Origin of the sequence: Nostoc sp. DedQUE04 (genome assembly GCF_034530995.1) — a bacterium.
Taxonomy (GTDB): domain Bacteria; phylum Cyanobacteriota; class Cyanobacteriia; order Cyanobacteriales; family Nostocaceae; genus Nostoc.
In genome coordinates this window covers 18159-42590 of the sequence record NZ_JAVRCA010000049.1, presented here as the reverse complement: position 1 = coordinate 42590, position 24432 = coordinate 18159, and the positions used below count along the sequence as shown (strand labels likewise).

Annotated in this window: 29 protein-coding genes and 1 pseudogene; 11 read left to right on the top strand and 19 right to left on the bottom strand. The window is 42.2% G+C overall.

Annotated features, from left to right (window positions below; translation table 11 throughout):
• Positions 1-164: 164 nt before the first annotated feature.
• The gene (locus RM049_RS27190) at positions 165-2747 is read left to right on the top strand and encodes a GAF domain-containing protein (RefSeq protein ID WP_322706388.1); all 2583 of its coding nucleotides are present in this window, start codon (positions 165-167) and stop codon (positions 2745-2747) included.
• Between the two features lie 46 nt (positions 2748-2793).
• Here RM049_RS27190 and purN read toward each other — a convergent pair whose 3' ends face one another.
• Complete coding sequence (gene purN / locus RM049_RS27185) at positions 2794-3453, bottom strand: phosphoribosylglycinamide formyltransferase (RefSeq protein ID WP_322706399.1); 660 nt, start codon at positions 3451-3453, stop codon at positions 2794-2796.
• A 149-nt stretch (positions 3454-3602) separates the two neighbouring features.
• Between purN and RM049_RS27180 the strand changes: the two genes are divergently transcribed.
• From RM049_RS27180 to RM049_RS27170, 3 genes are all read left to right on the top strand, one after another.
• The gene (locus RM049_RS27180) at positions 3603-3827 is read left to right on the top strand and encodes a ribbon-helix-helix domain-containing protein (protein ID WP_322686507.1); all 225 of its coding nucleotides are present in this window, start codon (positions 3603-3605) and stop codon (positions 3825-3827) included.
• Complete coding sequence (locus tag RM049_RS27175; RefSeq protein ID WP_322706387.1) at positions 3814-4152, top strand: type II toxin-antitoxin system PemK/MazF family toxin; 339 nt, start codon at positions 3814-3816, stop codon at positions 4150-4152. Before RM049_RS27180 ends, RM049_RS27175 begins: the two co-directional genes overlap by 14 nt.
• A gap of 154 nt (positions 4153-4306) precedes the next feature.
• A complete protein-coding gene (locus RM049_RS27170; protein WP_322673150.1) occupies positions 4307-5188 on the top strand; it encodes a sugar ABC transporter permease in 882 nt (293 codons plus the stop codon).
• A 125-nt stretch (positions 5189-5313) separates the two neighbouring features.
• Here RM049_RS27170 and RM049_RS27165 read toward each other — a convergent pair whose 3' ends face one another.
• Complete coding sequence (locus RM049_RS27165) at positions 5314-5880, bottom strand: thermonuclease family protein (protein ID WP_322706386.1); 567 nt, start codon at positions 5878-5880, stop codon at positions 5314-5316.
• Positions 5881-6065: 185 nt separating this feature from the next.
• On the opposite strand from RM049_RS27165, the gene RM049_RS27160 reads away from it, so the two are divergent.
• A complete protein-coding gene (locus tag RM049_RS27160) occupies positions 6066-6809 on the top strand; it encodes a ferritin-like domain-containing protein (RefSeq protein ID WP_322706385.1) in 744 nt (247 codons plus the stop codon).
• 336 nt (positions 6810-7145) lie between these two features.
• Positions 7146-7487: a helix-turn-helix domain-containing protein gene (locus tag RM049_RS27155; RefSeq protein ID WP_322706384.1), complete on the top strand. Its 342-nt coding sequence runs from the start codon at positions 7146-7148 to the stop codon at positions 7485-7487.
• Positions 7488-7819: 332 nt separating this feature from the next.
• Here the strand turns inward: RM049_RS27155 and RM049_RS27150 are convergent, their stop codons facing one another.
• From RM049_RS27150 to obgE, 4 genes are all read right to left on the bottom strand, one after another.
• Positions 7820-8212 (bottom strand): salt stress protein, Slr1339 family, encoded by a 393-nt coding sequence (locus tag RM049_RS27150; protein ID WP_322706383.1) that lies wholly within the window; start codon positions 8210-8212, stop codon positions 7820-7822.
• Positions 8213-8239: 27 nt separating this feature from the next.
• Entirely contained in the window at positions 8240-8845 is a 606-nt protein-coding gene (locus RM049_RS27145) for a vWA domain-containing protein (RefSeq protein WP_292869171.1), read from the bottom strand.
• A gap of 41 nt (positions 8846-8886) precedes the next feature.
• A complete protein-coding gene (locus RM049_RS27140) occupies positions 8887-9492 on the bottom strand; it encodes a VWA domain-containing protein (RefSeq protein ID WP_322688481.1) in 606 nt (201 codons plus the stop codon).
• Positions 9493-9896: 404 nt separating this feature from the next.
• Positions 9897-10925: a GTPase ObgE gene (gene obgE, locus RM049_RS27135; protein ID WP_322706382.1), complete on the bottom strand. Its 1029-nt coding sequence runs from the start codon at positions 10923-10925 to the stop codon at positions 9897-9899.
• Between the two features lie 197 nt (positions 10926-11122).
• On the opposite strand from obgE, the gene aroA reads away from it, so the two are divergent.
• Positions 11123-12403, top strand: coding sequence for a 3-phosphoshikimate 1-carboxyvinyltransferase (aroA, locus tag RM049_RS27130; protein ID WP_322706381.1), 1281 nt, complete (start codon positions 11123-11125; stop codon positions 12401-12403).
• Positions 12404-12552: 149 nt separating this feature from the next.
• On the opposite strand, the gene RM049_RS27125 is transcribed toward aroA, so the two are convergent.
• Positions 12553-13215 carry a class I SAM-dependent methyltransferase gene (locus RM049_RS27125; protein ID WP_322706398.1) on the bottom strand — a complete coding sequence of 221 codons (663 nt, stop codon included), beginning with the start codon at positions 13213-13215 and terminating at the stop codon, positions 12553-12555.
• Between the two features lie 573 nt (positions 13216-13788).
• Here RM049_RS27125 and RM049_RS27120 point away from each other — a divergent pair.
• On the top strand, positions 13789-14208 hold the full coding sequence (locus RM049_RS27120) for a CoA-binding protein (RefSeq protein ID WP_322706380.1): 420 nt from the start codon (positions 13789-13791) through the stop codon (positions 14206-14208).
• A gap of 397 nt (positions 14209-14605) precedes the next feature.
• Positions 14606-15544 carry a phosphoribulokinase gene (locus RM049_RS27115; RefSeq protein ID WP_322686628.1) on the top strand — a complete coding sequence of 313 codons (939 nt, stop codon included), beginning with the start codon at positions 14606-14608 and terminating at the stop codon, positions 15542-15544.
• A gap of 100 nt (positions 15545-15644) precedes the next feature.
• Here the strand turns inward: RM049_RS27115 and RM049_RS27110 are convergent, their stop codons facing one another.
• The 3 genes from RM049_RS27110 to RM049_RS27100 all read right to left on the bottom strand — a co-directional run bounded on the left by RM049_RS27110 (position 15645) and on the right by RM049_RS27100 (position 17763).
• Complete coding sequence (locus RM049_RS27110) at positions 15645-16244, bottom strand: hypothetical protein (RefSeq protein WP_322706379.1); 600 nt, start codon at positions 16242-16244, stop codon at positions 15645-15647.
• A 158-nt stretch (positions 16245-16402) separates the two neighbouring features.
• Positions 16403-16969: a hypothetical protein gene (locus RM049_RS27105; protein WP_322690912.1), complete on the bottom strand. Its 567-nt coding sequence runs from the start codon at positions 16967-16969 to the stop codon at positions 16403-16405.
• 86 nt (positions 16970-17055) lie between these two features.
• Complete coding sequence (locus RM049_RS27100) at positions 17056-17763, bottom strand: hypothetical protein (protein ID WP_322706378.1); 708 nt, start codon at positions 17761-17763, stop codon at positions 17056-17058.
• A gap of 133 nt (positions 17764-17896) precedes the next feature.
• Between RM049_RS27100 and RM049_RS27095 the strand changes: the two are divergent.
• Positions 17897-18235, top strand: a pseudogene (locus RM049_RS27095) (UPF0758 domain-containing protein); the annotation flags it as partial.
• A 254-nt stretch (positions 18236-18489) separates the two neighbouring features.
• On the opposite strand, the gene RM049_RS27090 reads toward RM049_RS27095, so the two are convergent.
• The 7 genes from RM049_RS27090 to RM049_RS27060 all read right to left on the bottom strand — a co-directional run bounded on the left by RM049_RS27090 (position 18490) and on the right by RM049_RS27060 (position 23512).
• Positions 18490-18882 (bottom strand): hypothetical protein, encoded by a 393-nt coding sequence (locus RM049_RS27090; protein ID WP_322706377.1) that lies wholly within the window; start codon positions 18880-18882, stop codon positions 18490-18492.
• Positions 18804-20522: a hypothetical protein gene (locus RM049_RS27085; RefSeq protein WP_322706376.1), complete on the bottom strand. Its 1719-nt coding sequence runs from the start codon at positions 20520-20522 to the stop codon at positions 18804-18806. Before RM049_RS27085 ends, RM049_RS27090 begins: the two co-directional genes overlap by 79 nt.
• Positions 20523-20525: 3 nt before the next feature.
• On the bottom strand, positions 20526-21101 hold the full coding sequence (locus RM049_RS27080; protein WP_322706375.1) for a hypothetical protein: 576 nt from the start codon (positions 21099-21101) through the stop codon (positions 20526-20528).
• Between the two features lie 46 nt (positions 21102-21147).
• Complete coding sequence (locus RM049_RS27075; RefSeq protein WP_322706374.1) at positions 21148-21801, bottom strand: hypothetical protein; 654 nt, start codon at positions 21799-21801, stop codon at positions 21148-21150.
• Between the two features lie 95 nt (positions 21802-21896).
• Positions 21897-22484 carry a hypothetical protein gene (locus RM049_RS27070; protein WP_322706373.1) on the bottom strand — a complete coding sequence of 196 codons (588 nt, stop codon included), beginning with the start codon at positions 22482-22484 and terminating at the stop codon, positions 21897-21899.
• A gap of 5 nt (positions 22485-22489) precedes the next feature.
• On the bottom strand, positions 22490-22882 hold the full coding sequence (locus RM049_RS27065) for a hypothetical protein (RefSeq protein ID WP_322706372.1): 393 nt from the start codon (positions 22880-22882) through the stop codon (positions 22490-22492).
• A gap of 237 nt (positions 22883-23119) precedes the next feature.
• Positions 23120-23512: a hypothetical protein gene (locus RM049_RS27060; RefSeq protein WP_322706371.1), complete on the bottom strand. Its 393-nt coding sequence runs from the start codon at positions 23510-23512 to the stop codon at positions 23120-23122.
• Positions 23513-23639: 127 nt separating this feature from the next.
• On the opposite strand from RM049_RS27060, the gene RM049_RS27055 reads away from it, so the two are divergent.
• A complete protein-coding gene (locus RM049_RS27055; protein WP_322706370.1) occupies positions 23640-23822 on the top strand; it encodes a hypothetical protein in 183 nt (60 codons plus the stop codon).
• A gap of 27 nt (positions 23823-23849) precedes the next feature.
• Here RM049_RS27055 and RM049_RS27050 read toward each other — a convergent pair whose 3' ends face one another.
• Both RM049_RS27050 and RM049_RS27045 read right to left on the bottom strand, forming a co-directional pair.
• Entirely contained in the window at positions 23850-24086 is a 237-nt protein-coding gene (locus RM049_RS27050; protein WP_322706369.1) for a hypothetical protein, read from the bottom strand.
• Positions 24087-24091: 5 nt separating this feature from the next.
• Positions 24092-24424 carry a hypothetical protein gene (locus RM049_RS27045; protein WP_322706368.1) on the bottom strand — a complete coding sequence of 111 codons (333 nt, stop codon included), beginning with the start codon at positions 24422-24424 and terminating at the stop codon, positions 24092-24094.
• Positions 24425-24432 lie beyond the last annotated feature (8 nt).

The window sequence follows — 24432 nt, the reverse complement described above, 5'->3', positions numbered from 1 at the left end:
ATTTTTTTGAATTTAAAGCAAACAAAAGCATTATCGAACATGACCTAGAACATTAGTGCCTTAAAATACTCCTGAAAGCCAGTCCTTGTTTTATAAGTTTTATGTAGAATTTGGTGGTGAGGTTATTTACTTGATTCTCACTTGCAGCAATCCAGGTTTCATTTATGAGTCAGTCTTTTTCTCAAAACCAAGCAAGACGAAATCACCAACAGAGACTCTGGCAACAAAAATGGAGTTTAAAGACTAAAGCAATAGTTTGGGCGCTAAGTATCAGTGTCCTTCCTGTAGTTGCAATTGGAACAGCTACTTACAACTATGGCATTAATTTAATTAACACACAAACTCCGCAAGTAAGACTTGAGAGTAGAGAAAGTTCAATAGAAACTGAACTTGCTCTACAAAGACAATTGTCACTCTTGTTAACTGGTATGGGAGTGACAGCAATTTTAGCAGGTGCGATCGCTGTTTTTGTGGCGAATCGAGTTATGAGTCGAGTCAGCAACGTTGCTGCAATCTCTAATAAGATTAAAAAGAGGCTACGTCCAGACAGTGAGTTTACTCAAGTCTTTATCGCTAGCCAAGATGAATTAGTGATGTTAGAGAAAAACATCACCTCATTCACAGACCTGCTTTCGGTTTTGGTAGAGGAGAAAGAAGCCGAAGCCGATTATTCCCAAATATTAATCAAAATTACCCGTTGGGTTCGAGAATCATTCAATGAAGAAGATGTTCTAAAAACTACCTCAGAAGAAATTCGTAAAGCTTTAAGCATCGATCGCGTCACCATCTTTTGCTTCGACTCGAACTATAATGGAACCTTTATCGCCGAATCAGTAGCACCTGGTTTACCGAAAATATTAGGGGTTACAGTCTCCGATCCGGGATTTGAGGCAGGGTATATAAAAAAATACCACAATGGTAGCATCCATGCTATTGATAATATCCATCAAGCCGATCTCAGTGATGCTGATATTGAGTTGCTGGAGCAATTTGCTGTCAAATCTAATTTAGTCGCACCTATTCTCAAAGGCAAACAGCTATTCGGTTTATTGATTGCACATCAATGTTCTAGAATTCGCTTTTGGCAACAATCTGAGATTGATTTGTTCTCTCAGATAGCCATGCAAGTAGGATTTGCCCTTGACTACGCCAAGCTTCTACAACAAGTAGATACCAAAGCAGATAAAGCTCAGGTATTTATCGAAATTACCCGTAACATTCGCCAATCGCTCAACGAAGAGGATGTCCTCAAAACGACGGTCGAAGAGGTTCGCAAAGCTCTGAGTACTGACCGAGTACTGGTTTATAGCTTTGATGCTAATTGGTCTGGAATTATAATTGCCGAATCAGTGGTTCCAGGTTATCCCAAAGTTTTGCGGTCTGAAATCCAAGACATCTGTTTCAGTCAGGGTTATGTAGAAAAGTATCAATCTGGTCGCGTTGTAGCCACAAACAACATTTACCAAGCCGATTTGGCTGATTGCCATATTAACTTACTCGAATCCTTTGCTGTCAAAGCAAATTTGGTCGCTCCTATTCTCAAAGATGAACAGCTATTTGGGTTATTAATTGCACATCAATGCTCCAGACCCCGTGATTGGCAACAATCTGAGATTGATTTATTTGCTCAGATAGCGATGCAAGTCGGGTTTGCTCTCGACCATGCAAGACTCCTGCAACGAATCGAGGCTGAGGGTGTGCAAAGTCAGTTGTTAGCAGATACTATCGGCAGTATTCGCCAATCACTCAACGAAGAGGATGTCCTCAAAACCACTGTGGAAGAGGTTCGCAAAACTCTGAGTACTGACCGAGTCATGGTTTATAGCTTTGATACTAATTGGTCTGGAACAGTGATTGCTGAATCAGTTGTTCTCACCTACCCAAAAGTTTTACGAGCTGAAATCCAAGACCCATGTTTCGGTCAAGGCTATGTAGAAGAGTATCGCTCTGGTCGCGTTCTGGCAATCAACAACATTTATGAAGCCGGTTTGGCTGACTGCCATATTAACTTACTCGAATCCTTTGCTGTCAAAGCAAATCTGGTCGCCCCCATTCTCAAAGATAAAGAGCTATTTGGCTTGTTAATTGCACATCAATGCTCCAAACCCCGCGATTGGCAACAAACTGAGATTGATTTATTTGGTCAGATAGCAATCCAGGTAGGGTTTGCTCTCGACCATGCAAGACTTTTGCAAAGAATTGAAGCAGAAAGGATGCGAAGTCAGTTACTAGTGGATATTATCCGCAGCATTCGCCAATCCCTCAAGGAAGAGGATATCATCAAAACTACTGTAGAAGAGGTTCGCAAAGCTCTGAGTACTGACCGAGTGTTGGTTTATAGCTTTTACGCTAATTGGTTTGGAATTATTATTGCTGAATCAGTGGTTCCAGGTTATCCCAAAGTTTTGCGGTCTAAAATTCACGACCCTTGTTTTACTGAAGGTTATGTAGAAAAGTACCAATCTGGTCGCGTTGTCGCAATCAACAACATTTATGAGTCTAGTTTGGCTGATTGTCACATTAAACTGCTCGAATCTTTTGGTGTGAAAGCAAATTTAGTAGCACCAATTATTAAAGATGAGCAGCTATTTGGCTTGTTAATTGCACATCAGTGTTCTGAACCCCGCGATTGGCAACAATCTGAGATTGATTTATTTGCCCAGATAGCGATGCAAGTAGGATTTACTCTCGATCATGCTAGGCTCCTACAAGCGTATCAAACTGCTGAAGCTAACTGTGAGGAATAGTAGGGGCGCGCAGCTAGCTGTGCGCCCTTAATTGATATATGTATTTTTACGTTACGCTTAGTGTAACTTTTGACGAAGCTGCGAGGGCGATCGCTAATGGTAAAATTCGATGTTCCTGAATTTGAATCCTGGCGTGGAGTGTTTCTGCTGTATCATCCGGCAGTACTGGTACTGCGGCTTGCATTAATATTGGGCCGCTATCCATTTCTAAGCAAGCTATATGCACTGTACAACCAGTAATTTTTACTCCAGATGCCAAGGCTTGTTCTACAGCATGGATTCCCTTGAAACTAGGTAACAAACTCGGATGGATATTGATAATCTTCTCAGGAAAGGCATCAATGAAAACTGACGTTAATAGTCGCATCCACCCTGCCAAAATCACCCATTCTACATCGTAGTGCCGCAATGTCTGCACAATCTTTTCGTCAAACTCTTCTCGGTTTTGATAGTTGCGATGATTTAATAAAACAGTTTCTACACCTCTATTAGCTGCTCTGAGGGCTGCTTTCGCCGAGGGGTTATTGTAAATTAAAACTTGAATTTGGGCATTTAGCCGCCCATCTTCGATAGCTTGGGCAACTACATCAAAATTGCTGCCATTTCCAGAAGCCATAATTCCCAGCTTTAATGGGGCGAATTGTTGGCAATCATCGCTAATGTTGGGAGAAATTAAGCTCAGGGTAGAATCAAGGCAAAGAGTCATAACAGCTAGGAGGGTTAATTTATAGATGCCAAAAATATATACTAAGTCGTGGTTGGATAATGATGCAGTAAGTAGCAGCATCGATTTACTGACTTGAGATTAAGCTAGTATATTAGTAGGAATTATTTTTGCTACTAATTGGTAGGAAGATGAATGTAGAAAAACTCTCTATTTCCTTACCACCGTCTTTAGTAGAGTTTGTCGAAAATTACAAGCTCAATAAAGGCTGTAAATCTCGTTCTCAAGTAATTGAAGAAGCATTAGAATTGCTGCGAAACCGAGAATTAGAGGCAGCTTACCGAGAAGCATCTGCTGAAGTTGATAACGATTGGGATGTGACAGTGGCAGATGGTTTAACAGATGAAACGTGGTGATATTTATTACGCAAATCTTAGTCCGGTGATGGGTTCAGAAATGGGTAAACGTCGTCCAGTGCTAATTGTCAGTACTAATATAAGTAATAGTGCTGCTACCACTGTAACAATTTTACCGCTTACTTCTAATGTGAGCCGTGTTTATCCCTTTGAAGTTCTGCTTAATCCAGAGGTTAGTGGTTTAACAAAGTCTTCTAAAGTACAGGCGCAGCAAGTGCGAACAATTTCTAAGCAACGAATTACTGGTGAAGTATTAGGTAGTTTAAACGAAGAGATGATGGTACTAATTGATGCGGCGTTAAAATTGCATTTGGGATTGGTTTGAGTTTGCAGAAAAATAGCGATGTTTAAGTAAAGACTCCAAGTAGAGATCATTATGAACCAAGAGCAAACCCCAAGCGATCGCTAATGTTGGGAGAAATTAAGCTCAGGGTAGAATCAGGGCGGAAAGTCATAACAGCTAGAAAGGTTAATTATAGATGCCAAAAATATATACTAAGTCGTGGTTGGATAATGATACAGTAGCCGCGTGGATTTTTCTCGCACCAGCATTAATTTTGCTGGGTGTTTTTATCATTTGGCCGATTGCCTATTTGTTCTACCTCAGTTTCACTGCTGGTAGTTTCACTTTAAAAGGTATTTATTGGATAGGCTTGAAAAACTATTGGCGCTTGCTGCTCGACCCCGACTTCTTGCAAGTGGTGGGTAACACTTTTTATTTTACGATCGCCACCATCATTCCCAGTTTAGTTATCTCCTTGGGATTAGCAGTACTATTAAACCGTTCCATTCCCTTGCGGGGCATCCTGCGGAGTGCCTATTTTCTGCCTTCAATTATCTCACTTGTGGCAGCAGGTTTGGGGTTTCGCTGGCTGTTTCAGACATCAGGCCCAGTTAACGGACTTTTAGATTTTTTTGGCATTTCAGAAATATCCTGGCTAGGAGACACATTTTGGGCAATGCCAGTAATTATTTTAATGAGTATTTGGAAACAACTGGGTTTCAATATGGTAGTTTTTTTAGCAGGGTTGCAAGCAATTCCTCCCAGTCGTTATGAAGCAGCAGACTTAGATGGAGCAAATGCTTGGCAACAATTTTGGTATATTACTCTGCCCGGATTGCGCCCGACTGTGATATTTGCAGTCATTACTACCGCAATTTTTACATTGCGGAGTTTTGAGCAAGTTTTTGTGATGACTGGCGGTGGGCCACTAAATTCAACTAATCTGCTGGTTTACTACATTTACCAAGAGGCTTTTGGTCAATTTGATTTTGGTTATGCAGCAGCAGGAGCGACTGTATTATTAGCAGTGACGCTGGTACTAGTTTATTTGCAACTGCAAACTTGGGGAGAGGAGTAGAGGAGGCAGGGGGCAGGGGGCAGAAGGCAGGAGGAGCAGGGAGGATTTTGGAAGTTGCTAAGATAATACCGCAAATGTGCAATGCCAAAAAATTTAGTGTATTGAATTAGAAACAGCTAGAGTTTTTACTTTTTATATAAGCTGCGATATTCCCAAGGATTTATAAATTTAGTATCGCTCCAAATGCCGAGCCGTTGCTCCTTAGCCTTAGCTTCGGCTTGTTGAACTAAATCTTTACTAGGACACTTGTTTAAATAAGGGCGATACACTTTTGCTAGACCTTCTTGCAACAATACCTGTTGTACAAAAGTGCCATTTTTTAAACGGACTTCGGCAATTTTGCGTCCATAGCGATCGCTATCGGTGATATTCAAAGTTACGCGATCGCCTCCTTGTTGCACCAGTTGTTGCACCCGTTCTTGGGCTTTTACACCCCAAGTAAATTGATTGCGATCGCTAGTACGTTTACTCTGCTTTTCTTTGTTTGTATGAGCTATTTCTGGCGCATCTACACAAGCAAAGCGCACGGTAAGATTTTTGCCATCGGTATCTTTCACTACTAAAGTATCACCATCACTGACTCGTTCAACTGGTTCTCCAGAAGTACCGATAAAGCGATCGCAGCCGAACAAACCCAAAATTATGATAGTTGCGCAAAGCCAAAATCGCACTGCTTTAGTTAATTTCTCCATCCAAAGTTACCAAATTATCTCTGTGGGATGATACTAGCAAAATGAAAAGATATATTTGTTAACTGTTGAGATACTCCCACAGGCAATTCAAAATTCAAAATGATAAGACCCTCTGGCGGCAACGGAATAGAAAATGCGGATTAGTATAAGAATTGTAACCTTCCAATTGTCGGCGGGAATTTCTGATGAACTTCTTGACTAACCTTCTGCATCTAGCTGGTTCAAGTGTTTTTGCCTATTACTCTGCTGCTCAAATTCGTGATTCTAAAACCCGTCCCAACATCCTTGCCGGGTTTCAGTTGGCCGAATCTGGCTCTGTGCCATTTTTATCCGCACTTAGCGATCGCGCCGCAGCTGAAGGCGATACATGGCTAGCCGAAAAACTAGCAAAACATGCATCAGATGAAACTAGGCATGGTAAAATTTTTGCCCACGCCTTACAACAGTTGAATAAACAAGTTATAGATTTCAAGAGTCAACCCCAAACTCCATCCACAAAAAAATCACAACAGCGTAGTCCCTTTTTCGCAGCATTCTTTGAAGGCTACACCCAAGAACAGCTAAAACCGGCTGTTATTGACTGGGATGTGTTTATGGCTAGCACATACATTCTTGAGTTAGATGCTAGTAAAGACTTTGCGCGAATGGCGAAAGTCTTACCTGATAACGAGCCAACCGCTCGTAATTTGAAGTTAGGAATGCTAAGTATTGCCCAAGACGAAACTGGACATGCTGCTTATCTTTACGAAGCGATGATGCGCCGGATGTCTGCAACTGAAGTGCAAAACCTCGTAGATATGTGGCGAACTCGCAAGGTAAACGCCTTGTTGGCAATGGTTGGCGGTATCCTTCAGCGTAACGGCGAAACGCGATCGCTAGTCCAAGATAGTGCGCCGTCGGAAATCGATTCTGAGTTAGTAGCTACGTAATTATAGATATTTTGAGTATCTAATCATGAACTACCCTTAACTCAAAAAGCGTGGAGAGATTACCTTGTCTGGAAGACTCTACTTGATTGGATAGCTAGTTATCTAATTACAAAACAAGCGATGCCTACGGCGGTAAACTACGCACTTTGATGATTACTGTTACAGTAATCATCAAACATCCGCTTTCAGTTGATTGCGGAAGATAGCAAGTATCTACTGTATTGTCATATTCCCGCAGCTGCTACACTAGTTATGAAAGACCTAAAACAAGTAATAATCAGATAACTAGCGGTATATCCAGCAAACCTTCCTTCTGGTGATTCCTACAACAAAACTATGAAAGCTGAAGCAGAAAACCATTTCAGGCTGACTTGTGAAGTAGAAACTACCCTAAAAGTGATTGGCGGACGCTGGAAAGTTTTAATTATTAGAGAATTAATGACTGGTGTCAAACGCTTTGGTGAGTTGCAACGAGCTTTACCTGGAGTTACGCAAAAGATGCTAACCCAGCAACTCAGAGAAATGGAGGAAGATGGAATTATTCATCGAGAAGTTTATCCCGAAATTCCACCCAAGGTAGAATATTCACTGACACCTTTAGGAGAAACTTTGCAACCAATTCTCTATGCTATGCATGAATGGGCTGTGCAACATTTAGCTCGAACAAATCACCATTAATGTTGATTATAGTCAATAAATAATAATTGCTAATTTAACTTGAATATGTAGGGTGGGTTATGGCTTTCGTAACTCACCATTTGAGGTTTTCGGTGCGTTACGCTAATGCGCCAACACACTCGACACATCTACTAATACCAATTCAATTAATGATTGCAACATATCCTTGGGTAAAGACGCGATTCATCGCGTCTCTACAAATGGTCTATTTGTCGCATTCGTTTTTTAAATTGGTAGAATTATTTGCGCTTACTTAACTTAAATAATAATTGCTAATTTTCAATTCGAGTGAGCAGATTTATCTATGGTGTCTTAAATTTTGAATTTTAAGTTTATTCACTGCTTTTTAAATATTCAATCGCTGCCTCTAATTTTGAAGGATAACTTTCAGCAAACCTTTCAAACCAAAGTCCTTCAGACGAAAGTGGATCTACTTTGGCTAACCATTCTTTTGCTTGCACTTTCAAAGCCTCTAGTTGTTTGGCTTTGAGTTGTTCTTGTCGAACCTTTTCTTGTTCTAGTTCTTGCTGCCTTTTTAATTCAATAGCAGCATCCTCTTGGGCAAAATCAGCCTGAACTTCTGCCAAAAGCTTATCCACGAAAGATGCCGACTTTGGCAATGGTGGAATAAACGATTTGGCTATGGCTGATTTTGATTGCGGTTGTGGTTGTACTTCTTTGTATTCAGTTTCGAGTTGAGCTAACAGCTTATCAAGGGAATCCATTTTTGCAATTCCTAATAAATAGTATAGTTAGTCATTAATAGCATTGAGTAGCACTTCCGATAGACTCAAATCTTCCATATCTTCCATAGTAATCGTGTCACAGATATCAAACTTAGCACCAGCACTTTGGAGTTCATCATCTAAGACTTTGAGAAAGCGGGTAGCTTGTTGATCTGTGCCAACTTGAATAAAAGAAATAGCTAATTCTTCATCTCGATCGATGCGACGAGAAGCTTCAATAATCACCCTCATGACTGCTTTGCGATCGTCTGGTTCACCATCAGTAACTACTAAAATTGTTTCACCATTTGGCTTGGTTTGACCGGCTGCTTTGCGTTGAAGGTAATCATCCGTTGCATGTTTTAACACACTTGCTAAGTCAGTTGTACCAGAGGGATCGTTCTCTCGAAAAATTTGTGATACCTTGCTGGATGTGACATTTTCGTATCGCTTGAATTTGCCAGAAAATACATAGATAGTAATTCCATCTGGGTCAAATTGCTCACATTTACTAGCTAAAGCTAAAGTTGATTCTTGAGCTGCAACCCATCTAGTTCTACCACCCTTTTGATCTTGGGTTGCCATACTACCGCTTTTGTCAATGATCAAGGTATAATCACGATTTTCTAGCATTATTCAATTCTCCAATTAAAAATTAATAGTTACTGGATACATTAGTCAGTTATGGCGTTCGTCAATACATCTACAAGACTCATTTCTTCTAAGTCGTCTAAAGTGACGGTATCGCAAATATCAAATTTAGCGCCAACACTTTGTAACTGGTCATCCAAGGCTTTGAGGAATTTAGTTGCTTGGGCATCTGAACCTACTTGAATAATCGAAATTGCTAATTCTTCATCACGTTCCATTTGGCGAGTAGCATGAATAATGACTTCAAACACAGCTTTGCGATCGTCTGGTTCGCCATCGGTGATCACTAAAATTGTCTCTCCGTTTGGCTTGGTTTTACCAGCTGCTTTGCGTTGAAAGTAGTTATTGAGGGCATCCTGGAGTACACCAGCTAAATTTGTTGTGCCAGCAGGGTCATTTTCGAGAAATATCTGGGCGACTTTGGCTGAGGTGACATCATCGTAGCGTTTAAATCTACCAGAAAACACGTAAACGGTGATGCCATCGGGGTCAAACTGTTCGGCCTTTCTGGCCAAAGCAAGAGTAGACTCTTGAGCGATTTCCCATCTACTTCTACCACCCACTTGGTCGGGTGTAGACATACTACCGCTTTTATCAATGATTAAGGTATAGTCGCGATCGCTCATCATAATCTTCCTTTGATTGTTACCCTGTGGTTCTAGTCTAATCTACGAATTTGACGATACCGCAAGCATTTTAAGGTTTTGTATCAATTGTGCTACTCACAAAAGCCACGCCATTGTTGACTACGTGGCAAAACAAAACATCTAAACTAAACATAGGACAGGTTGCTGGATTTAACGCTATTTTCAGCTTACTACCTGTCCTTTTGCTTATCCCGAACTCAGGTTAACGTAAGTTCGACAAGCCCTTTTTTGACCTCTCCCCCAACCCCTCTTGGACACCCAGAGGGGAGCCAAAACCCTAATTTCTCGTTGCTCCTCCCTTTCCCCGTGGGAGAGGGAGGTTGTCCGGGAGAGGTTCATCGAACTCACGTCAGGTTAATTACGAATTACGAATTACGAATTACAAATTATCTAAATGCTTCCACTTCTTCAGGAACCTTCATTTGATCGAGAATTCCCCAGATTTCTTGTAACATCGGCTCTAACCCGGTGCGAGTAACCGCAGAAATCACAAAAACCGGCGCATAGGAAAGATGATTAAGTTGGGTGGCCAACGCCTCCAAATTGACAGTTTCGCGATCGACTGCATCAATTTTATTCAGCGCCAAAATTTGTGGGCGTTCTGCTAAACCCCGTCCATAAGCTTGTAATTCTTCCTTAATTGTGTTGTAGTCTCTAATCACATCATCACTAGTAGCATCAATTAAGTGAAGTAACACTCGCGTGCGCTCAATATGGCGCAAGAAATCGTGTCCCAGTCCTGCACCTTGAGACGCGCCCTCAATTAGTCCGGGAATGTCGGCGAAAACAGTACCATCGCCTGTAGGTTTTTGCACTACACCCAAATTTGGAATCAGGGTAGTGAAGGGGTAGTCTGCGATTTTCGGACGTGCTGCTGATAAAGATGAAATTAAAGTGGATTTACCAGCATTTGGTAAGCCAATAATCCCCACTTCTGCCAAAAGTTTTAACTCTAGGCGCAACTGCTTTATTTCTCCTGGCAATCCTGGGAGGGCATATTCTGGGGCGCGGTTACGGTTGCTCAAGAAATGCTGATTTCCCAGTCCGCCTTTACCACCTTGGGCAATCAGCAAAGTCTGCTTAGGTTCAATTAAATCCCCTAGCAGTTCGCCAGTTTCAGCATCATAAATGGTTGTACCGCAGGGAACTTCGATAATTAAATCCTTTCCTGCTGCCCCAGTGCAGTTATTTGGCCCGCCACGAGTACCCTTTTCTGCCTGAAAGCGATGGTTATATCTGAAGTCCAGCAAGGTTTGTAGGTTTTCTTCGGCAACGAAAAATACCGAACCACCTCGTCCCCCATTACCACCAGAGGGGCCGCCAGTCGGCACGTATTTCTCTCGCCGGAAAGCGACAATACCATCGCCGCCCTTACCAGCTTCAACTTCAATTTTTGCTTGATCGATAAATTGCATCTTTCTAGAGTCCTGTTAGCGGATAGCTGGCGTTGAGCCAGTGCTGAGTTATAGGCGAGTTATAAATTATAAGTTTTAAAATCTTATTCCTCACTATTTACTTGTAACTCACACTCCCTACTCCCCCTGCCCCTTTTGCTCAAGATGTGGGAATATATAAAGAAAGTTGTACCTAACCGCCTACGTAGAGGTTTAAAGTGGATACCATTGCAATTCCTGCTCTGAATCGGCCAGTGGATGCCACGGTAGAAATTCCTGGTTCTAAAAGTCTTACCAATCGAGCGTTGCTTGTCGCGGCATTAGCGCAAGGTGACTCCATTTTAGAAAATGCTTTATTTAGTGAAGACAGCGAGTATTTTGCTAAATGCGTAGAGCAATTGGGCATTCCTATTACTTTGAATCCTCAACTGGCACAAATTCAAGTGGCGGGAAGGGGAGGCGAAATTCCAGCTAAACAAGCAGATTTATTTGTGGGTTTGGCAGGTACAGCAGCACGGTTTATTTCGGCGCTGGTAGCACTGGGGAATGGTGAATATCGCCTAGATGGCGTTCCCCGGATGCGAGAACGACCGATGGGCGACTTGTTGACGGTACTACAAACGGGTGGAGCAACCATTAACTTTGAAGGAAACTCCGGGTTTATGCCTTACACCGTCTATAGTCAGGGATTTGCTGGCGGAAATTTTCGCTTGAAAGCGAACCAAACAAGTCAGCAACTTTCGGCATTACTGATGATTGCGCCTTATGCTCAACAAGACACAATTGTTGAGGTTGAAGGTACGCTGGTTTCTCAGTCTTACGTCAAAATGACCTGTCGTCTGATGGCAGACTTTGGCGTGGAAGCGATCCAAATCGGCGATAATCAATTTCAGATTAAAGCAGGTCAACGTTACCAAGCTCGACATTACACTGTAGAACCCGATGCATCAAATGCTTCTTACTTTTTTGCCGCCGCCGCCGTCACGGGTGGACGGGTGCGGGTAAAACATTTGACCAAACAATCTTGTCAAGGTGATATTCTCTGGCTGAATGTTTTAGAACAAATGGGTTGCCAAATTAAGGATGCGGATGATTACACCGAAGTGACGGGGCCGAAGCAATTGCAAGGCATCGATATTGATATGAATGATATATCGGATCTAGTGCAAACATTAGGAGCGATCGCACCCTTTGCTAGTTCACCGATTACCATTCGGAACGTGGAACATATTCGATATAAAGAAACTGACCGAATTAAAGCTGTGGTGACAGAGTTACGGCGGCTAGGAGTTGAAGTTGAAGAATTTGCAGATAGACTGAAAATTGAGCCTGGCCCCATTACCCCAGCAGCGATTGAAACTTATCACGATCATCGAATGGCGATGGCTTTTGCTGTCACTGGCTTGAAGGTTCCAGGGATTGTAATTAAAGATCCTGGTTGCACAGCGAAGACTTTTCCAGATTACTTTACCCGATTTTTCCAAATGTTAGAGCAATAAGAGCTATTTTCGTTAAATGTATACCAATTCAATTAATGATTGCAACACATTCTTGGGTGAAGACGCGATTCATCGCGTCTCTACAAGAAGACGCGATGAATCGCGTCTCTACAAATGGTCTATTTGTCGCATTGTTTTTTTAATTGGTATTACTTTTTCAATGCCAGAGTTAAGCCATCTGCGATCGCTACTACACTAAGACTAACTCGCTGGTCTTGATGCAGTTTTTGATTAAAAGCACGAATTCTTTTAGTTCTATTATCTTGCACTTGGGGATCGGCAACCTTGCCTGACCAGAGAACATTATCGATCGCAATCAATCCCCCCGGACGCACTAATTGCAGCGATCGCTCATAATAGCCATCATAGTTGCTCTTATCTGCATCGATGAAGGCAAAATCAAAAGTTTCTGCTTCTCCTGTTGCCAGTAACCGATCCAAAGTCTGCAAAGCTGGGGCAATATGCAGTTGAATTTTATCCGCCACTCCAGCTTGTTGCCAATAACGTCTAGCGATCGTTGTAAATTCTTCACTGATATCACAGGCTACCACTTTACCGTCCGTCGGTAACGCCAATGCCACCACCAGGGAACTATAACCTGTAAATACCCCAATATCCAAGGTTTTCTTTGCTCCCAACAATTGCACCAGTAATGCCAAAAACTGCCCTTGTTCGGGAGCAATTTGCATTCTACCTATGGGATATTGGGCTGTTTCCTGTCTCAGTTGGGTTAAAATTTCCGGTTCTCGAAGAGAGACTGACAGTAAATAGTCGTGGAGGTTTTGTTCGAGTCCTAATGTTTTAGTTGTCATGGGTATTGGGCATGGGGCATGGGGCATTGGGCATGGGGCATTGGGCATGGAGAATAGGGGATGATTTCATGTCCGCTTGATTGCTTATTAAACCCGAAGAACCCCACCCCGCCAAAGCTGTGCTTTGTCTCCCCTCCCCGCTTTTCGGGAGGGGTTGGGGGTGGGGTTCTTTTATTATGGGTAATTTGGCGGACATGATATGAGTCTTTGATACTCGTGGATGAGTCTTTGATACTCGTGGACGAGTCTTTGATACTCGTGGATGAGTCTTTTTTACTCGTGGACGAGTCTTTTTCACTCGTGGATGAGTCTTTGATACTCGTGGACGAGTCTTTGATACTCGTGGATGAGTCTTTGATACTCGTGGACGAGTCTTTTTTACTCGTGGATGAGTCTTTGATACTCGTGGATGAGTCTTTGATACTCGTGAATGAGTCTTTTTTACTCGTGGACGAGTCTTTGATATTCGTAAATGATTTTTTAAAAGTCAAAATTATATTTAAATACAACTCAGTATGATAAACAAAGCGATGTCTACGACGGGCTGCGCCTACGCTCAAGATATTTTAAATCATGCCAAACCTTAAAGAAGATGATAACGCTCTGCGTGAGGTGTTGACCCAAGCCAAAATCATCGCTGTTGTGGGTCACTCTGATAAACGCGATGCCTACGGCAAGGGCTTCGCCCAACGCACTAGCTATCAAATCGCGCAATTTTTGCGACAAAAAGGCTATACAGTTTATGCCGTCAACCCGCGAATTAAAGAAATTGACGGTCAACCCAGTTATGCTGCACTCCAGGAATTACCCGAACCCGTGGATATTGTTAACGTATTTCGTCGTTGTGAGTACTTGCCAGAAATTGTAGATGAAGCAATTTCCATCACTGCTAAAACTGTGTGGACACAAACTGGGTATCTGGCATCAACCATCAGCACAAAAAGCTATAGATGCAGGACTCAATGTGGTTATGGATGCTTGTATCAAAATTGAATATCTGCGGCTGAGAGTAGGTTCAACAGAAAATGTCTAGTTTTTATGCGTACAGATAAGTCTAACAATCATTTAGATTGTAATTATTATGCAAAAAGCGATCGCATAAACTTTCTATAGCAGTCCTAAATCATCCTTTGAAAATTATATCTCTCTTTCTTTCCTTTGCGTCCTTGGCGTCCTTCTCTAACGAGACGCTACACGTTGGCCTCAGCCTCTTGTAGAGAAGGCGGTTCGTTTTCTAATCTATATTTTTCACAACTCAAATAGGATTGCTATATGTGTAGAGATATTGCATACCAAGTGTTTGTTTGAGTTACTTGCTTAAACCCTTCTAGAATAAAAACTATTGTAGGTAATTTTATTACTATAGTTGTTTTTATTGTGGGAGGTTATGATGAGCCGTCCAATAATTCTTGGTATTGTCGGCGACAGCGCGGCTGGTAAAACAACACTAACGCGAGGAATCGCTCAGGTACTCGGCCCGGAAAATGTCACGCTCATTTGTACAGATGATTATCACCGTTACGATCGCCAACAACGTGCAGATATTGGCATCACTGCTCTCCACCCGGACTGCAACCATTTAGATATTATGCAGCAACATTTGTCGCTGCTACGCACAGGACAACCAATTCTCAAACCAGTTTACAGCCATAAAACCGGCACATTCGAGCCACCGCAGTATATTAAGCCGAATAAATTCGTAATCATTGAGGGATTACTCGGTTATTCTACTCGTGCCGCCCGTGACTCCTACGACGTGAAAGTTTATCTTGCACCCCCTGAAGAACTACGCACAAAATGGAAAGTCAAGCGGGATACCCAAAAGCGCGGCTACACAGATGAACAGGTGCTGGCAGAATTAGAAAAGCGCGAACCAGACTCAGCACAATTTATTCGTCCGCAGCGGCAATGGTCTGATATAGTCATTAGTTTCTATCCACCTACCGGGGAAGATGATGAAACCAATGGACATTTAAATGTGCGTTTGGTACTACGTCCGACAATTCCCCACCCAGATTTTACCCAGATTATCAACCCTGGCTATGGTAATTCTGACTCAGCAATCCGCTTGGGATTAGACAGGGATATGAGTAAGCCTGTGGATGTCTTAGAAGTTGATGGTCATGCAACCTTAGACCAGGTGAATAAGCTAGAGCATGTTATTTGTTCTGATATGCCCCATTTACGAAGTATTTGCGATCGCGAAAGTAATCCAGAACTGGGTAAAATTGCTGGTACAACTGGAGAAACACTGCAAAGTTACCCCCTGGCTTTGACTCAGTTGATCATTACCTACCATATGTTGAAAGCAACGCAAATTCATCAGTAATTAGCAAAAATGAAGGGGTTTAAATAGTTTGCGATCGCGTGTAGTGTTAGGCTGCTGAATTATACGATGCCTACGGCGGTAAACTACGCACTTTGCTTACTCATGATTCCGACTTGACGGGGGCTTGCAGCAATTCAATATCTTTAATTTGAAGAATACCACTACTCTCAAATTGCACACCGATTTGAACTGTGGCAGCATTCGCTTCTTTTTTAAAATAGGCACGCACTTTGTAAGGCTGAAAATTTTCCGTTAGTGAAACTCCTCTACCCCATGAAGTTGTTCTCAGTCCGCCCGATTCTCGTGGTCTACCTACACCCAAACTCACTGCAATTGAATTTTCTGTGTTTAGCGCTTTCGCATTAAAGTGACAAGCAAGAACACACTCTTGAACATCGGGTTCTGCAATTTCAAACAAGATGACTTTTCGCAAAGGATCTGTACTATTAGTTAGAAAGCGCTGACTATTATCGTCATAAGCTTCAATTTGCCAACTTTCTCCGACAATTCCAATGCCTCCCTTTGTGACTATAGAATCGGCAAGTGTGAATTGACGAATCAGCACAAATGGCTCTGCGGGTTCGGGAATAGCGAGTGGTTTTTCTAGCTCCTTAAGGGTTTCCTTAGCTTTAGAGAGAATAAAATTTGTCAGATTGTTGAATAGCTCGTCAAACATAGCGTAGTTTACTGCCGTAGGCATCGCCCTAAATTATATTATTTTTAGTATTCCCTTTGAAATAGTAGCCTTTTGTCATATTTGGGCGTTCTTGTTCATCCGCTCATATCATGTCTGGATAATTAGTTATGATTTCCACAATCATTGCACCCCATCCCAGCCCCTACCCAAGCTCACGATTGTTACTTTACAGGCGCTTGCAGTAATTCAATATCTTTAATCTGAAGAATGCCACTACTCTCAAATTGCACACTGATTTGAACTTTGGCAGCATCTGTTTCTTTTTTAAAATGGGCACGCGCTTCGTAAGGTTTAAAATTTTCTGTTGGTGAAACTTCTGTAAACCATGAAGTTGTTGTCATTCCGCCCCACTGTCCCGTTCTCCGAAAACCTAAACTAACTTTAATTGCTTTTTCTGTGTCTAGCGCTTTCGCGTTAAATTGACAAGCAAAAACACACTCTTGAACATCGGGTTCTGCAATTTCAAACAAGATGACATTTCGCAAAGGATCGGTACTATTCGTAAAAAAGCTCTGATTATTATCGTCATAAGCTTCAATTTGCCAGCTTTCTCCGACAATTGCAATACATCCCTTTGTCACCGTAGAATCGGCAGGTGTGAATCGACGAATCAGCATAAATGGCTCTGCAGGTTCGGGAACGCCGAAGCGTTTTTGCAGATCGTTACCGACTTCTTGAATTTTAGAGTCAATAAAACCTTTGAGATTGTTGAATAAATCATCGAACATAGCGATCGCCTAAATCATCTTATTTTTAGTGTTCCCTTTAAAAGTGAACCTGTTGTCATACTTAGAAGTTACTGTTCGTGCTATTTTTATCTCTGGTAGGATAAAGCGATCGCCCCCGGTTTCGGTTCACCACTAAAACAACAGCTATTTACTAACCCTTCACGAGTAAAGCCCAAACCACCCTCTAAAAACAACAAGTTCCCATCTTCGGTAAGTAAGAAGTCAGCAGAGAAACTCGGCAACGGAGTATAAGCCGCTAGCTTTTCAGTCAAGTTACGAACTTGAATGGCAGTTTCTTCATAACTAGCCGGTAAGGGACGACGAGTATAATAGCTTGATACAGCAATACCTGAAGGAAAAGTAAAAGCCCTAAACTCCACAGGATAACTTGCCTCCACTTTGGCATTAACCCAAGGTCTAACCAAAACAGAGACAGTAGGCTGTTGCGTAGGTGTAACCCCGCGTAGCGATCGCTCCAACTCTTCTAATACAGACATAAAGCGAGGTTCATCCAAATCAAACTCTAAGAGCGGCAGAGCCGTTGGATAACTTTCAGCCATCGTCGCCTTCAGCATTTCAGTACTACAACAGTCCCAACGCCACATAGTAGACCGTGGCTGATAGTATTGACGCAACCAAGCGTATGCACGATCGAGTGTTGGAGTATCTCCCAGCCCTTCTAAGAAACGGAAAATTTCATCGATTCTCACCTCTGGGCCAAAGATTGCTGGAATGTAGGCAAGCCCAGCGCGATCGCAGATTGGCAGCCAGTGGCTAAGGAGAATAGGGTTCATGATTCTAATGAGAGCAAGATATATAGAGAAAATTTCCTAAAATTAAAGATTTTCTCAAATAAAGATGATTTTGAGAGCAAACGAGGGATAACTAAGGATAGTTCTATGTGTGGTGCTATTTTCTTAGTTTAATATGACCTATTGCCTCAGAATTGCTGACCTACCTACAAATGAGCGTCCGCGTGAGCGATTAATGACGCATGGTGCAAAAATTTTAGCCACAGCGGAGTTAATTGCAATTCTTCTAGGCACTGGTCAAGGGCCAGGAAAACTATCTGCTGTGGGTTTGGGACAATATATCTTGAGCGAATTAGGCAAACATCAACGCGATCCTTTGGTAGTTCTGCGAGAAGTTAGCCCTGCTGAGTTGATGCAAATTTCTGGTGTTGGCCCGGCGAAGGCGACAAGTATCTTAGCAGCAATTGAATTGGGCAAACGCGCTTTTCAATCTCGACCCAATGGCGATACTCTATATTTTTGAGATGCTTTTATAACATGAGTTTTAGGAGTTTAAAATAAATCTTGCCCTAAATCTGCCCTGGTTTTGATCGTGAAAAATTTTTCAGGAAGCGAATTTTTGCAGTAAGTCAAAGAGGAGTATGGAGGGCGTAGGCGTAGCCCACCGTAGGTATCGCTTTTGGGGTTGCCGCAGGCGATCGCTCGATCACCCTTCTACTTCTATCATCTCATCAGTGACGCCTGCCCCGTCTTGCTACGCGCTCCGTTTCAAGAGTTTGTTGAATACAACAGTTGATACCCTAAACGCAAGCGAAGAGTAAATTTTTCAGTATTCCGATTGCCCCAGACTGGATTTTTATTATCAACGATCCAGTTACCTGAATTGTGACAAATCTCGGTGTGACATCTTTCGCATGTTGGAAACCAATTTTTTCCCAGGTGATTGCTGCCGTAGCTAGTGTGGTGCAGCTCGTCAAATTTGCGCTTTAAGCAACAGCAACACAAAGAGCCATACTTTTCTAGTTCTGAACGGGCGATCGCACACTCTCTACTGTAATTGTTGCCATAGCGTACTGAGTAATCTAATTGCGGTTTAGTAGGTACTCGTGCAGCAGTTCCACTTGTTTGCTGCTTGGTGCGTGTCCCATCATTTCTTGCCATTTTTCTTTAATTAGGTCTGGTGTTGGCACTTGCCCTAGTCCGTCTGCCCAGGCAATTAAGTCTTCATGCCAATCGGTTTGAATATCTTCTGGAGACGCTAAGGGGATGGTGAGAGGAAGTTGGTTGATTGGTCGCAGCCCCTTGGGTCTATTGCCCTTCTTCTTGAATTGCTTGTAAGTGTGGTGGGTGGGATGTATGGCCAAAGATTCGGGAACAGCGCCGCTAACAACGCAGCTGTAGGCTAATTCATCAATGTGTTTCTTCCTGGGATCATCTTTTTTCCATTGTTTAGCCAATTGCCTTGCCGTGGCATTGAGGGCGATGAGGAGATAGTTGTTTCTCATCTGTGCTGATATTTTCAAGTCATCAGCATTGGAAGATTGATTTAAGGCAATGAAAATTATTTTATATTTTCTGCCTTCTGAACCTAATCGTCTCAGTGCTAGTTCAATAATTTCTTTGTTTGAGAAGCTATCTAAGCAAGCGTTAATCTCATCACCAAAGACAATAATTGTCGGTTCTAAATCTAGCTGCTGTTTATTAAGCTCTCGCCGCGAATCAAGTAGCTCAATTAGTAGAATTAATTGCTGTTCAATTAGCGGGAAATCAGCGATCGCATGAATTCCTAGCTCTTGCCAAAGCACATTAACATTCGCATGAGGGTCAAGAGCTAAAACTTGTGCAGGTTCATCCTTGGTAAGCCATCCTGCCACCCAAACCGCCACGGATGTTTTACCACTACCAGAATTACCAGCAACAATAATTCCGACAGCATCATCAACCAAATCCCGCCAATCGTAGAATTCAAGCTCCCCTACCTTGCCGGGACACAACGCTTCATAATCTATTTCGTCCGTCAGTTCTAGTGCTGGAGTAGCAACAGCCGATAAATGCCTGCTAGCTTCACTTTTATGCTTGGCTTCTTCTGCCTCTGATTTCGCTATCTCCATCTTTAACCGTGCTAACTGTAGCAGACGTTGATACTCAGCTAATTGATTTTGTTTTTCGGCTTGTTCTCGGTCAAATTCCCGCTCACCTTCACTTTTATCCTTGATGCGAGTGATTTGGTCATTGCGAATAACCCGATCCTTTATGTACTCAGTTTCAACAGCAATTTTATGTGTAGTAATTTCACGCTTTTGCTCGTTAAGTTGGATTTCTTGGCTTAAATCGGTTTTCAACTCTTCAAAATAAGCGACAAATTCCCTTTTGTAGCGTTGCAATCGCTTTGATGTGAGTAACGTACCGCTAGACAGGAATATTAAACTACCCAAAGCCCATTTTTCAGCATCGGGATTGGTAGCTGGGATTGTCCGCAGCCGCGTGGCTTTTTCCGATAAGATAAATGTTCCTTCTGGTTGAAAGCGGGGGTTAGCTGGTATATAATCCTCTTGCTTCCAATATCCTTCTGGGATTATGTATTGTTTATCCTGGGTGCAGTACTTAGCGACGCCATTGTTAAGTTGTTTGGGCAAAACCCGCTTCGGTTTAATCTGCTTGGGCTTGAAACAGAATTCGATTACTTCATATTTAGTACCCGACAAAGAATAGACTGACAATCCTAAGCCTGTGACAGACAAAGCGATCGCCAGCCCAATGCTGAATTGATTTTGTTGTTTGAACAACTTTAACCAATCCACTCCTTACCTCCTGAAAAACTTGAGGAAGAATGGCAAGGCGGCTAAAAATATTGAAGTGCCTATAACAACTTGAAACTGGAAAGTCAGAGATATCCCATCTGTCGGCTGGACTTTAACTTCGTATTTTTTAACTTCTACTTCAAAAGCTTGAATTGATTCTTTTGCATTATCCATAAGTTGCCTGTATTCCTTGGTAGAGTTCCACGAAATACCAGCAGAAGCTACGAGTTTGCTACAGCCAAAAACTACCCGTGAAATATCTCGAATTTTGTAATTGCTGGCTAAATCAATCCCTGCTTCCCCAATATCGATCATGGCAGGAATTGAGCCAATGCTAAAGCCCAGTAGCCCAGCACTCATTGCCCCCAAGCCAAAATCTATAGCAAGAAAACAAAGTGAAATATTAGCAGAGTTTGCTGTCAACGTCAGTAGAAAATTACGGATTAAAGCAAACGTCGCGCAAGCTGATAAATAATCTTTTTCTAAGCGATCTAGATAATCTTGATATTCCCGCGCAATTGAGCTTGGCTCGGAGTCTTGCTGCTGATAAGGCGTGAGTTCATCAGTATCAATCAACATAGTTGCAATACTCACATAATGTTAAAAGTTTGGTGGGTCTTTGTTTCTAGATTCCAAGCGCATTTCGCAACCTTTGAAAAATCCCAACTGGACTTTTTGCAATAGCAGAGTAATCACGTTTGTGAATCAAAGATAAATCGGCGCGATCGCCATTCTCTAGAAGGTGTTGGGCTACTTTGAGTTCGTAAACTTCATCTTCTTTTATCTGCTTCAAGTAGATTCGTGATCGCTGCTCTGCGAGTCGAACTTGTCCTTCGACATCTTGGATTATCATGTCGGCAAGCAACTTGGCTCTGTTGTAATCAATCGCCCAGCCGTGCCGTCCTTGCTCCATTTCCAAAGCTGCTTTGAATTGCTCGGACAACTCAGACATCCCATTTAGGTATTTGATATTGGACAAGCTAGCGTCTCGCTTGGCTTTTTGAATATCAACTTCAGCTTTACTGCCATCGGTTACAAATTCGCCTAAAAATTTATTCCACTCCCGTTCGTTGCCAATTTTTGTCTTAACCGTTTCGATGATAGAGGGCATCAAGGCCGCCGCCATTTTGCCCTCTTGGTACATACTTCCGAGCTTTTTCAGGGTCGCTTGATCTCCTGTCAGCGCTTTTTTTAGTTCCTCGACAGTTACACCAGCCACCCTTTCTGCCGCTTTACCTGCCCTGCTGTTGGTCTTGATACGGGTTTTGATGTGCTTCATAGAAGATAAATTGAGTCGCGAACAATAAAACTGGAACCAAAAATAGTAACAACAGCAGATTGAATTTATGCTGTTGTCGATAATCAGCTATTTGGTCAACGAGAAATTTTGAAGAGGTCGAGAACTTCTGCTTCTGTGGTGCGAAACTTATTTATGGCTTTACTTACTTCTCCAGAAAATTCATTCACTTTACGGTTGAAATGCTGATTATTTTCCTTGAGCCGCGAAAGGAAATGAGCTTCTACTTCTTCCATCATTTCGTCTGTAGAGGTAGCATCTTCATTGAACTTATGATCCGCCCAGGCAATAATAGCGGTACAGATTTGCTTTTTGAGGGCAGCGCGATCGCTCAGTGCCCAATCCATATCGCTGCTGATTCGCTTTACCTGTTCGACTGACAAATCGATTTCCAAAGTGGAAGCAACTTGCTCAATCATTCCTTGTCTTTCGACTTGGCTCAAATCATTGCTCGTATCTGCCGGAACTATTTTGGATAGCGCAGTGTTAGCGAGTCCGCGAGCGTCAGATCCTGATAGCTTGTCAACAATTGCTAATATCTGATCTTCTGTAAGCTCCTCGTCGTGGTAATTAGTCAGGACGTATGTTCTAATCTGTTCGAGAGTGAATTTTTTGTTTCTACTTTTTAAGCGAGACTGAATTACTTTAATTTGGTTTTGGTTCATTGTCGTTACGCAAATAACTTATACAAAACTTCTCCAAGTTCGGACACAGAATAAGTTCCATCGTTTCTGTAGCTTATTCCTGTACTTCTAAACGCCCGATAAAACTTATGCTTGGATAGAGATGGACACTTTTTGTAGAGATAATCTTTCAACACCGCACCTTTGACTTCGCCATTTAGATCGGTGGCAGACTCCACCACTAAATTCAATACATGAGATGCGATCGCTTTCCTGGGAGCAACCTTCTTGCACTTGGCTATAAACCGCAAATTCTCAAAAGTGAGAGGCAGTCGAGCATTCCCTAACTGATTTTTTAGCTCTTGCCACTGGTAAGCGCGAACTGACTTCCCCAAGCAGGCTTCATAAGTTATTCTTGTTCTTTCCTTTATTTGTGGCATTACTTCCTCCTTTTTTGAAAATTCAGTTGCAGGTGACATTTAGTGCAACTTGTTGTGCTGTGAGGGCTGTAGTCAATCACAAGCGATTTAATCAACACTTAATGCAACAAAAGTTGTGCTGCGCTGCTGAATGCACTTTTTACTGACGGTGTAGTGCAACTGGTTTAACGAAAAAATTATTTTGCATGACATGCAGACAAATAGCGCGGTGTTGCTTTGCTGACAAATAGTGCAACGCTAGTTACAGGTAAAGTTCGAGCAGTTTTTAGGTAAATCGGGATTAACCGCACAAGATAAATAAGTGTTAGCAGAGTAATACTTACACCCATTGCAATGATGCTTTGTTTCTAGTTCAGCAATCATTTGCTCTACTTTTACTTCTCTTAGCTTGTCTGACACTGCTTGAGAAATTACTGCTACGCTAATTGTGGATAAACCAATAATTCCAGCATTACCTCCATAAAACACCATTTTTTCAATGGTTAATTCATGAGGTTTTAAGGTGTTAGCAAGCCTGGTGACTACTTTGGCAGATAACCCTAGTATTAGAACCCCAGCGCCTATTCCAGTTACGGTTAATCCCAATGCTCCAAGCGAGACGGAAATCAAGCCAAGCAACTTTTCACGCATATTTCTTACGCCTTGTGCGTTTAGATTTCGACGGCAGCACAAACCAAATAACTGCCCAAAATATTAAAAGCAATCGCAGCAAGAAATTAACCGCATAGCGTAACAGTGTTTTCCAAAATATCCACCAATGAACAATCCAGTGAGCAAACTTAGAAAGTGGAACTGTGTCACGCAATGGTATTTCTTTTTGGAAGTTGCGGTAAGTCAGATGATGGACATTCTGACTCTTCGCCCACGGGAATACAACGCAATGGTGTTTTGTCAATGCGTGGCACTTTCTTACACTTTTGTCGCCATTAATCTGAATTAATGTAGGCGTAGTACTGGGGCGAACGGCTCATGTTTTGGCCACCTGAGCTAGGCTTTCTACTAATACTTTGGATGCTGCAAGTATTTTGTCCGGCTCATTAGAGCCAGCAGCGGCATTGAGCAAAATTTCGTTTGCTTCTTGGATAGAGTCAATCAGTGTGTTAGCGATCGCTTTATAGGTTTTGACTTTACCAACTAGTTCAGCTTGGTTTAAAGCTGGAGTAGAGGCTATGTATGAGGTTTCTAAATCTCTAATGTTGTCCATTGTTATTAGTCGTTATCCAAAGTTACGGTTAAAGTTACAGAGTTCATTCGTTCGTGCTGGAGTTGAAGTTGCAAGAAGCGTTCGGTTATATCAATCTTGTGATAGGCAAACATTTGTTGGATGTCGGCAACACTTAGATCCAAAAACATCGCTTTGCTGTTACATCCTGGTTTCAATCCCAAAAATGCCTGCAATTCTAGAATTCGGCGAAACTCCTTCCAGCTAATGAATCTACAACCGAGCAAATCAAATAATCTCAAGTACTCGGTCATTGTGTCACGCGACTGGATTTGTAAAAGCGATCGGCAGTCTTGGATGCTAATTTTTTTCTCCATCATCTATGTCT

Coding starts and splice junctions, on each gene's coding strand:
- RM049_RS27190 (WP_322706388.1), top strand. CDS start 165: ATGAGTCAGTCTTTTTCTCAAAACCAAGCAAGACGAAATCACCAACAG.
- purN (WP_322706399.1), bottom strand. CDS start 3,453: ATGACTCTTTGCCTTGATTCTACCCTGAGCTTAATTTCTCCCAACATT.
- RM049_RS27180 (WP_322686507.1), top strand. CDS start 3,603: ATGAATGTAGAAAAACTCTCTATTTCCTTACCACCGTCTTTAGTAGAG.
- RM049_RS27175 (WP_322706387.1), top strand. CDS start 3,814: ATGAAACGTGGTGATATTTATTACGCAAATCTTAGTCCGGTGATGGGT.
- RM049_RS27170 (WP_322673150.1), top strand. CDS start 4,307: ATGCCAAAAATATATACTAAGTCGTGGTTGGATAATGATACAGTAGCC.
- RM049_RS27165 (WP_322706386.1), bottom strand. CDS start 5,880: ATGGAGAAATTAACTAAAGCAGTGCGATTTTGGCTTTGCGCAACTATC.
- RM049_RS27160 (WP_322706385.1), top strand. CDS start 6,066: ATGAACTTCTTGACTAACCTTCTGCATCTAGCTGGTTCAAGTGTTTTT.
- RM049_RS27155 (WP_322706384.1), top strand. CDS start 7,146: ATGAAAGCTGAAGCAGAAAACCATTTCAGGCTGACTTGTGAAGTAGAA.
- RM049_RS27150 (WP_322706383.1), bottom strand. CDS start 8,212: ATGGATTCCCTTGATAAGCTGTTAGCTCAACTCGAAACTGAATACAAA.
- RM049_RS27145 (WP_292869171.1), bottom strand. CDS start 8,845: ATGCTAGAAAATCGTGATTATACCTTGATCATTGACAAAAGCGGTAGT.
- RM049_RS27140 (WP_322688481.1), bottom strand. CDS start 9,492: ATGATGAGCGATCGCGACTATACCTTAATCATTGATAAAAGCGGTAGT.
- obgE (WP_322706382.1), bottom strand. CDS start 10,925: ATGCAATTTATCGATCAAGCAAAAATTGAAGTTGAAGCTGGTAAGGGC.
- RM049_RS27125 (WP_322706398.1), bottom strand. CDS start 13,215: ATGACAACTAAAACATTAGGACTCGAACAAAACCTCCACGACTATTTA.
- RM049_RS27120 (WP_322706380.1), top strand. CDS start 13,789: ATGCCAAACCTTAAAGAAGATGATAACGCTCTGCGTGAGGTGTTGACC.
- RM049_RS27115 (WP_322686628.1), top strand. CDS start 14,606: ATGAGCCGTCCAATAATTCTTGGTATTGTCGGCGACAGCGCGGCTGGT.
- RM049_RS27110 (WP_322706379.1), bottom strand. CDS start 16,244: ATGCCTACGGCAGTAAACTACGCTATGTTTGACGAGCTATTCAACAAT.
- RM049_RS27105 (WP_322690912.1), bottom strand. CDS start 16,969: ATGTTCGATGATTTATTCAACAATCTCAAAGGTTTTATTGACTCTAAA.
- RM049_RS27100 (WP_322706378.1), bottom strand. CDS start 17,763: ATGAACCCTATTCTCCTTAGCCACTGGCTGCCAATCTGCGATCGCGCT.
- RM049_RS27090 (WP_322706377.1), bottom strand. CDS start 18,882: ATGGCAAGAAATGATGGGACACGCACCAAGCAGCAAACAAGTGGAACT.
- RM049_RS27080 (WP_322706375.1), bottom strand. CDS start 21,101: ATGTTGATTGATACTGATGAACTCACGCCTTATCAGCAGCAAGACTCC.
- RM049_RS27075 (WP_322706374.1), bottom strand. CDS start 21,801: ATGAAGCACATCAAAACCCGTATCAAGACCAACAGCAGGGCAGGTAAA.
- RM049_RS27070 (WP_322706373.1), bottom strand. CDS start 22,484: ATGAACCAAAACCAAATTAAAGTAATTCAGTCTCGCTTAAAAAGTAGA.
- RM049_RS27065 (WP_322706372.1), bottom strand. CDS start 22,882: ATGCCACAAATAAAGGAAAGAACAAGAATAACTTATGAAGCCTGCTTG.
- RM049_RS27060 (WP_322706371.1), bottom strand. CDS start 23,512: ATGCGTGAAAAGTTGCTTGGCTTGATTTCCGTCTCGCTTGGAGCATTG.
- RM049_RS27055 (WP_322706370.1), top strand. CDS start 23,640: ATGAACAATCCAGTGAGCAAACTTAGAAAGTGGAACTGTGTCACGCAA.
- RM049_RS27050 (WP_322706369.1), bottom strand. CDS start 24,086: ATGGACAACATTAGAGATTTAGAAACCTCATACATAGCCTCTACTCCA.
- RM049_RS27045 (WP_322706368.1), bottom strand. CDS start 24,424: ATGATGGAGAAAAAAATTAGCATCCAAGACTGCCGATCGCTTTTACAA.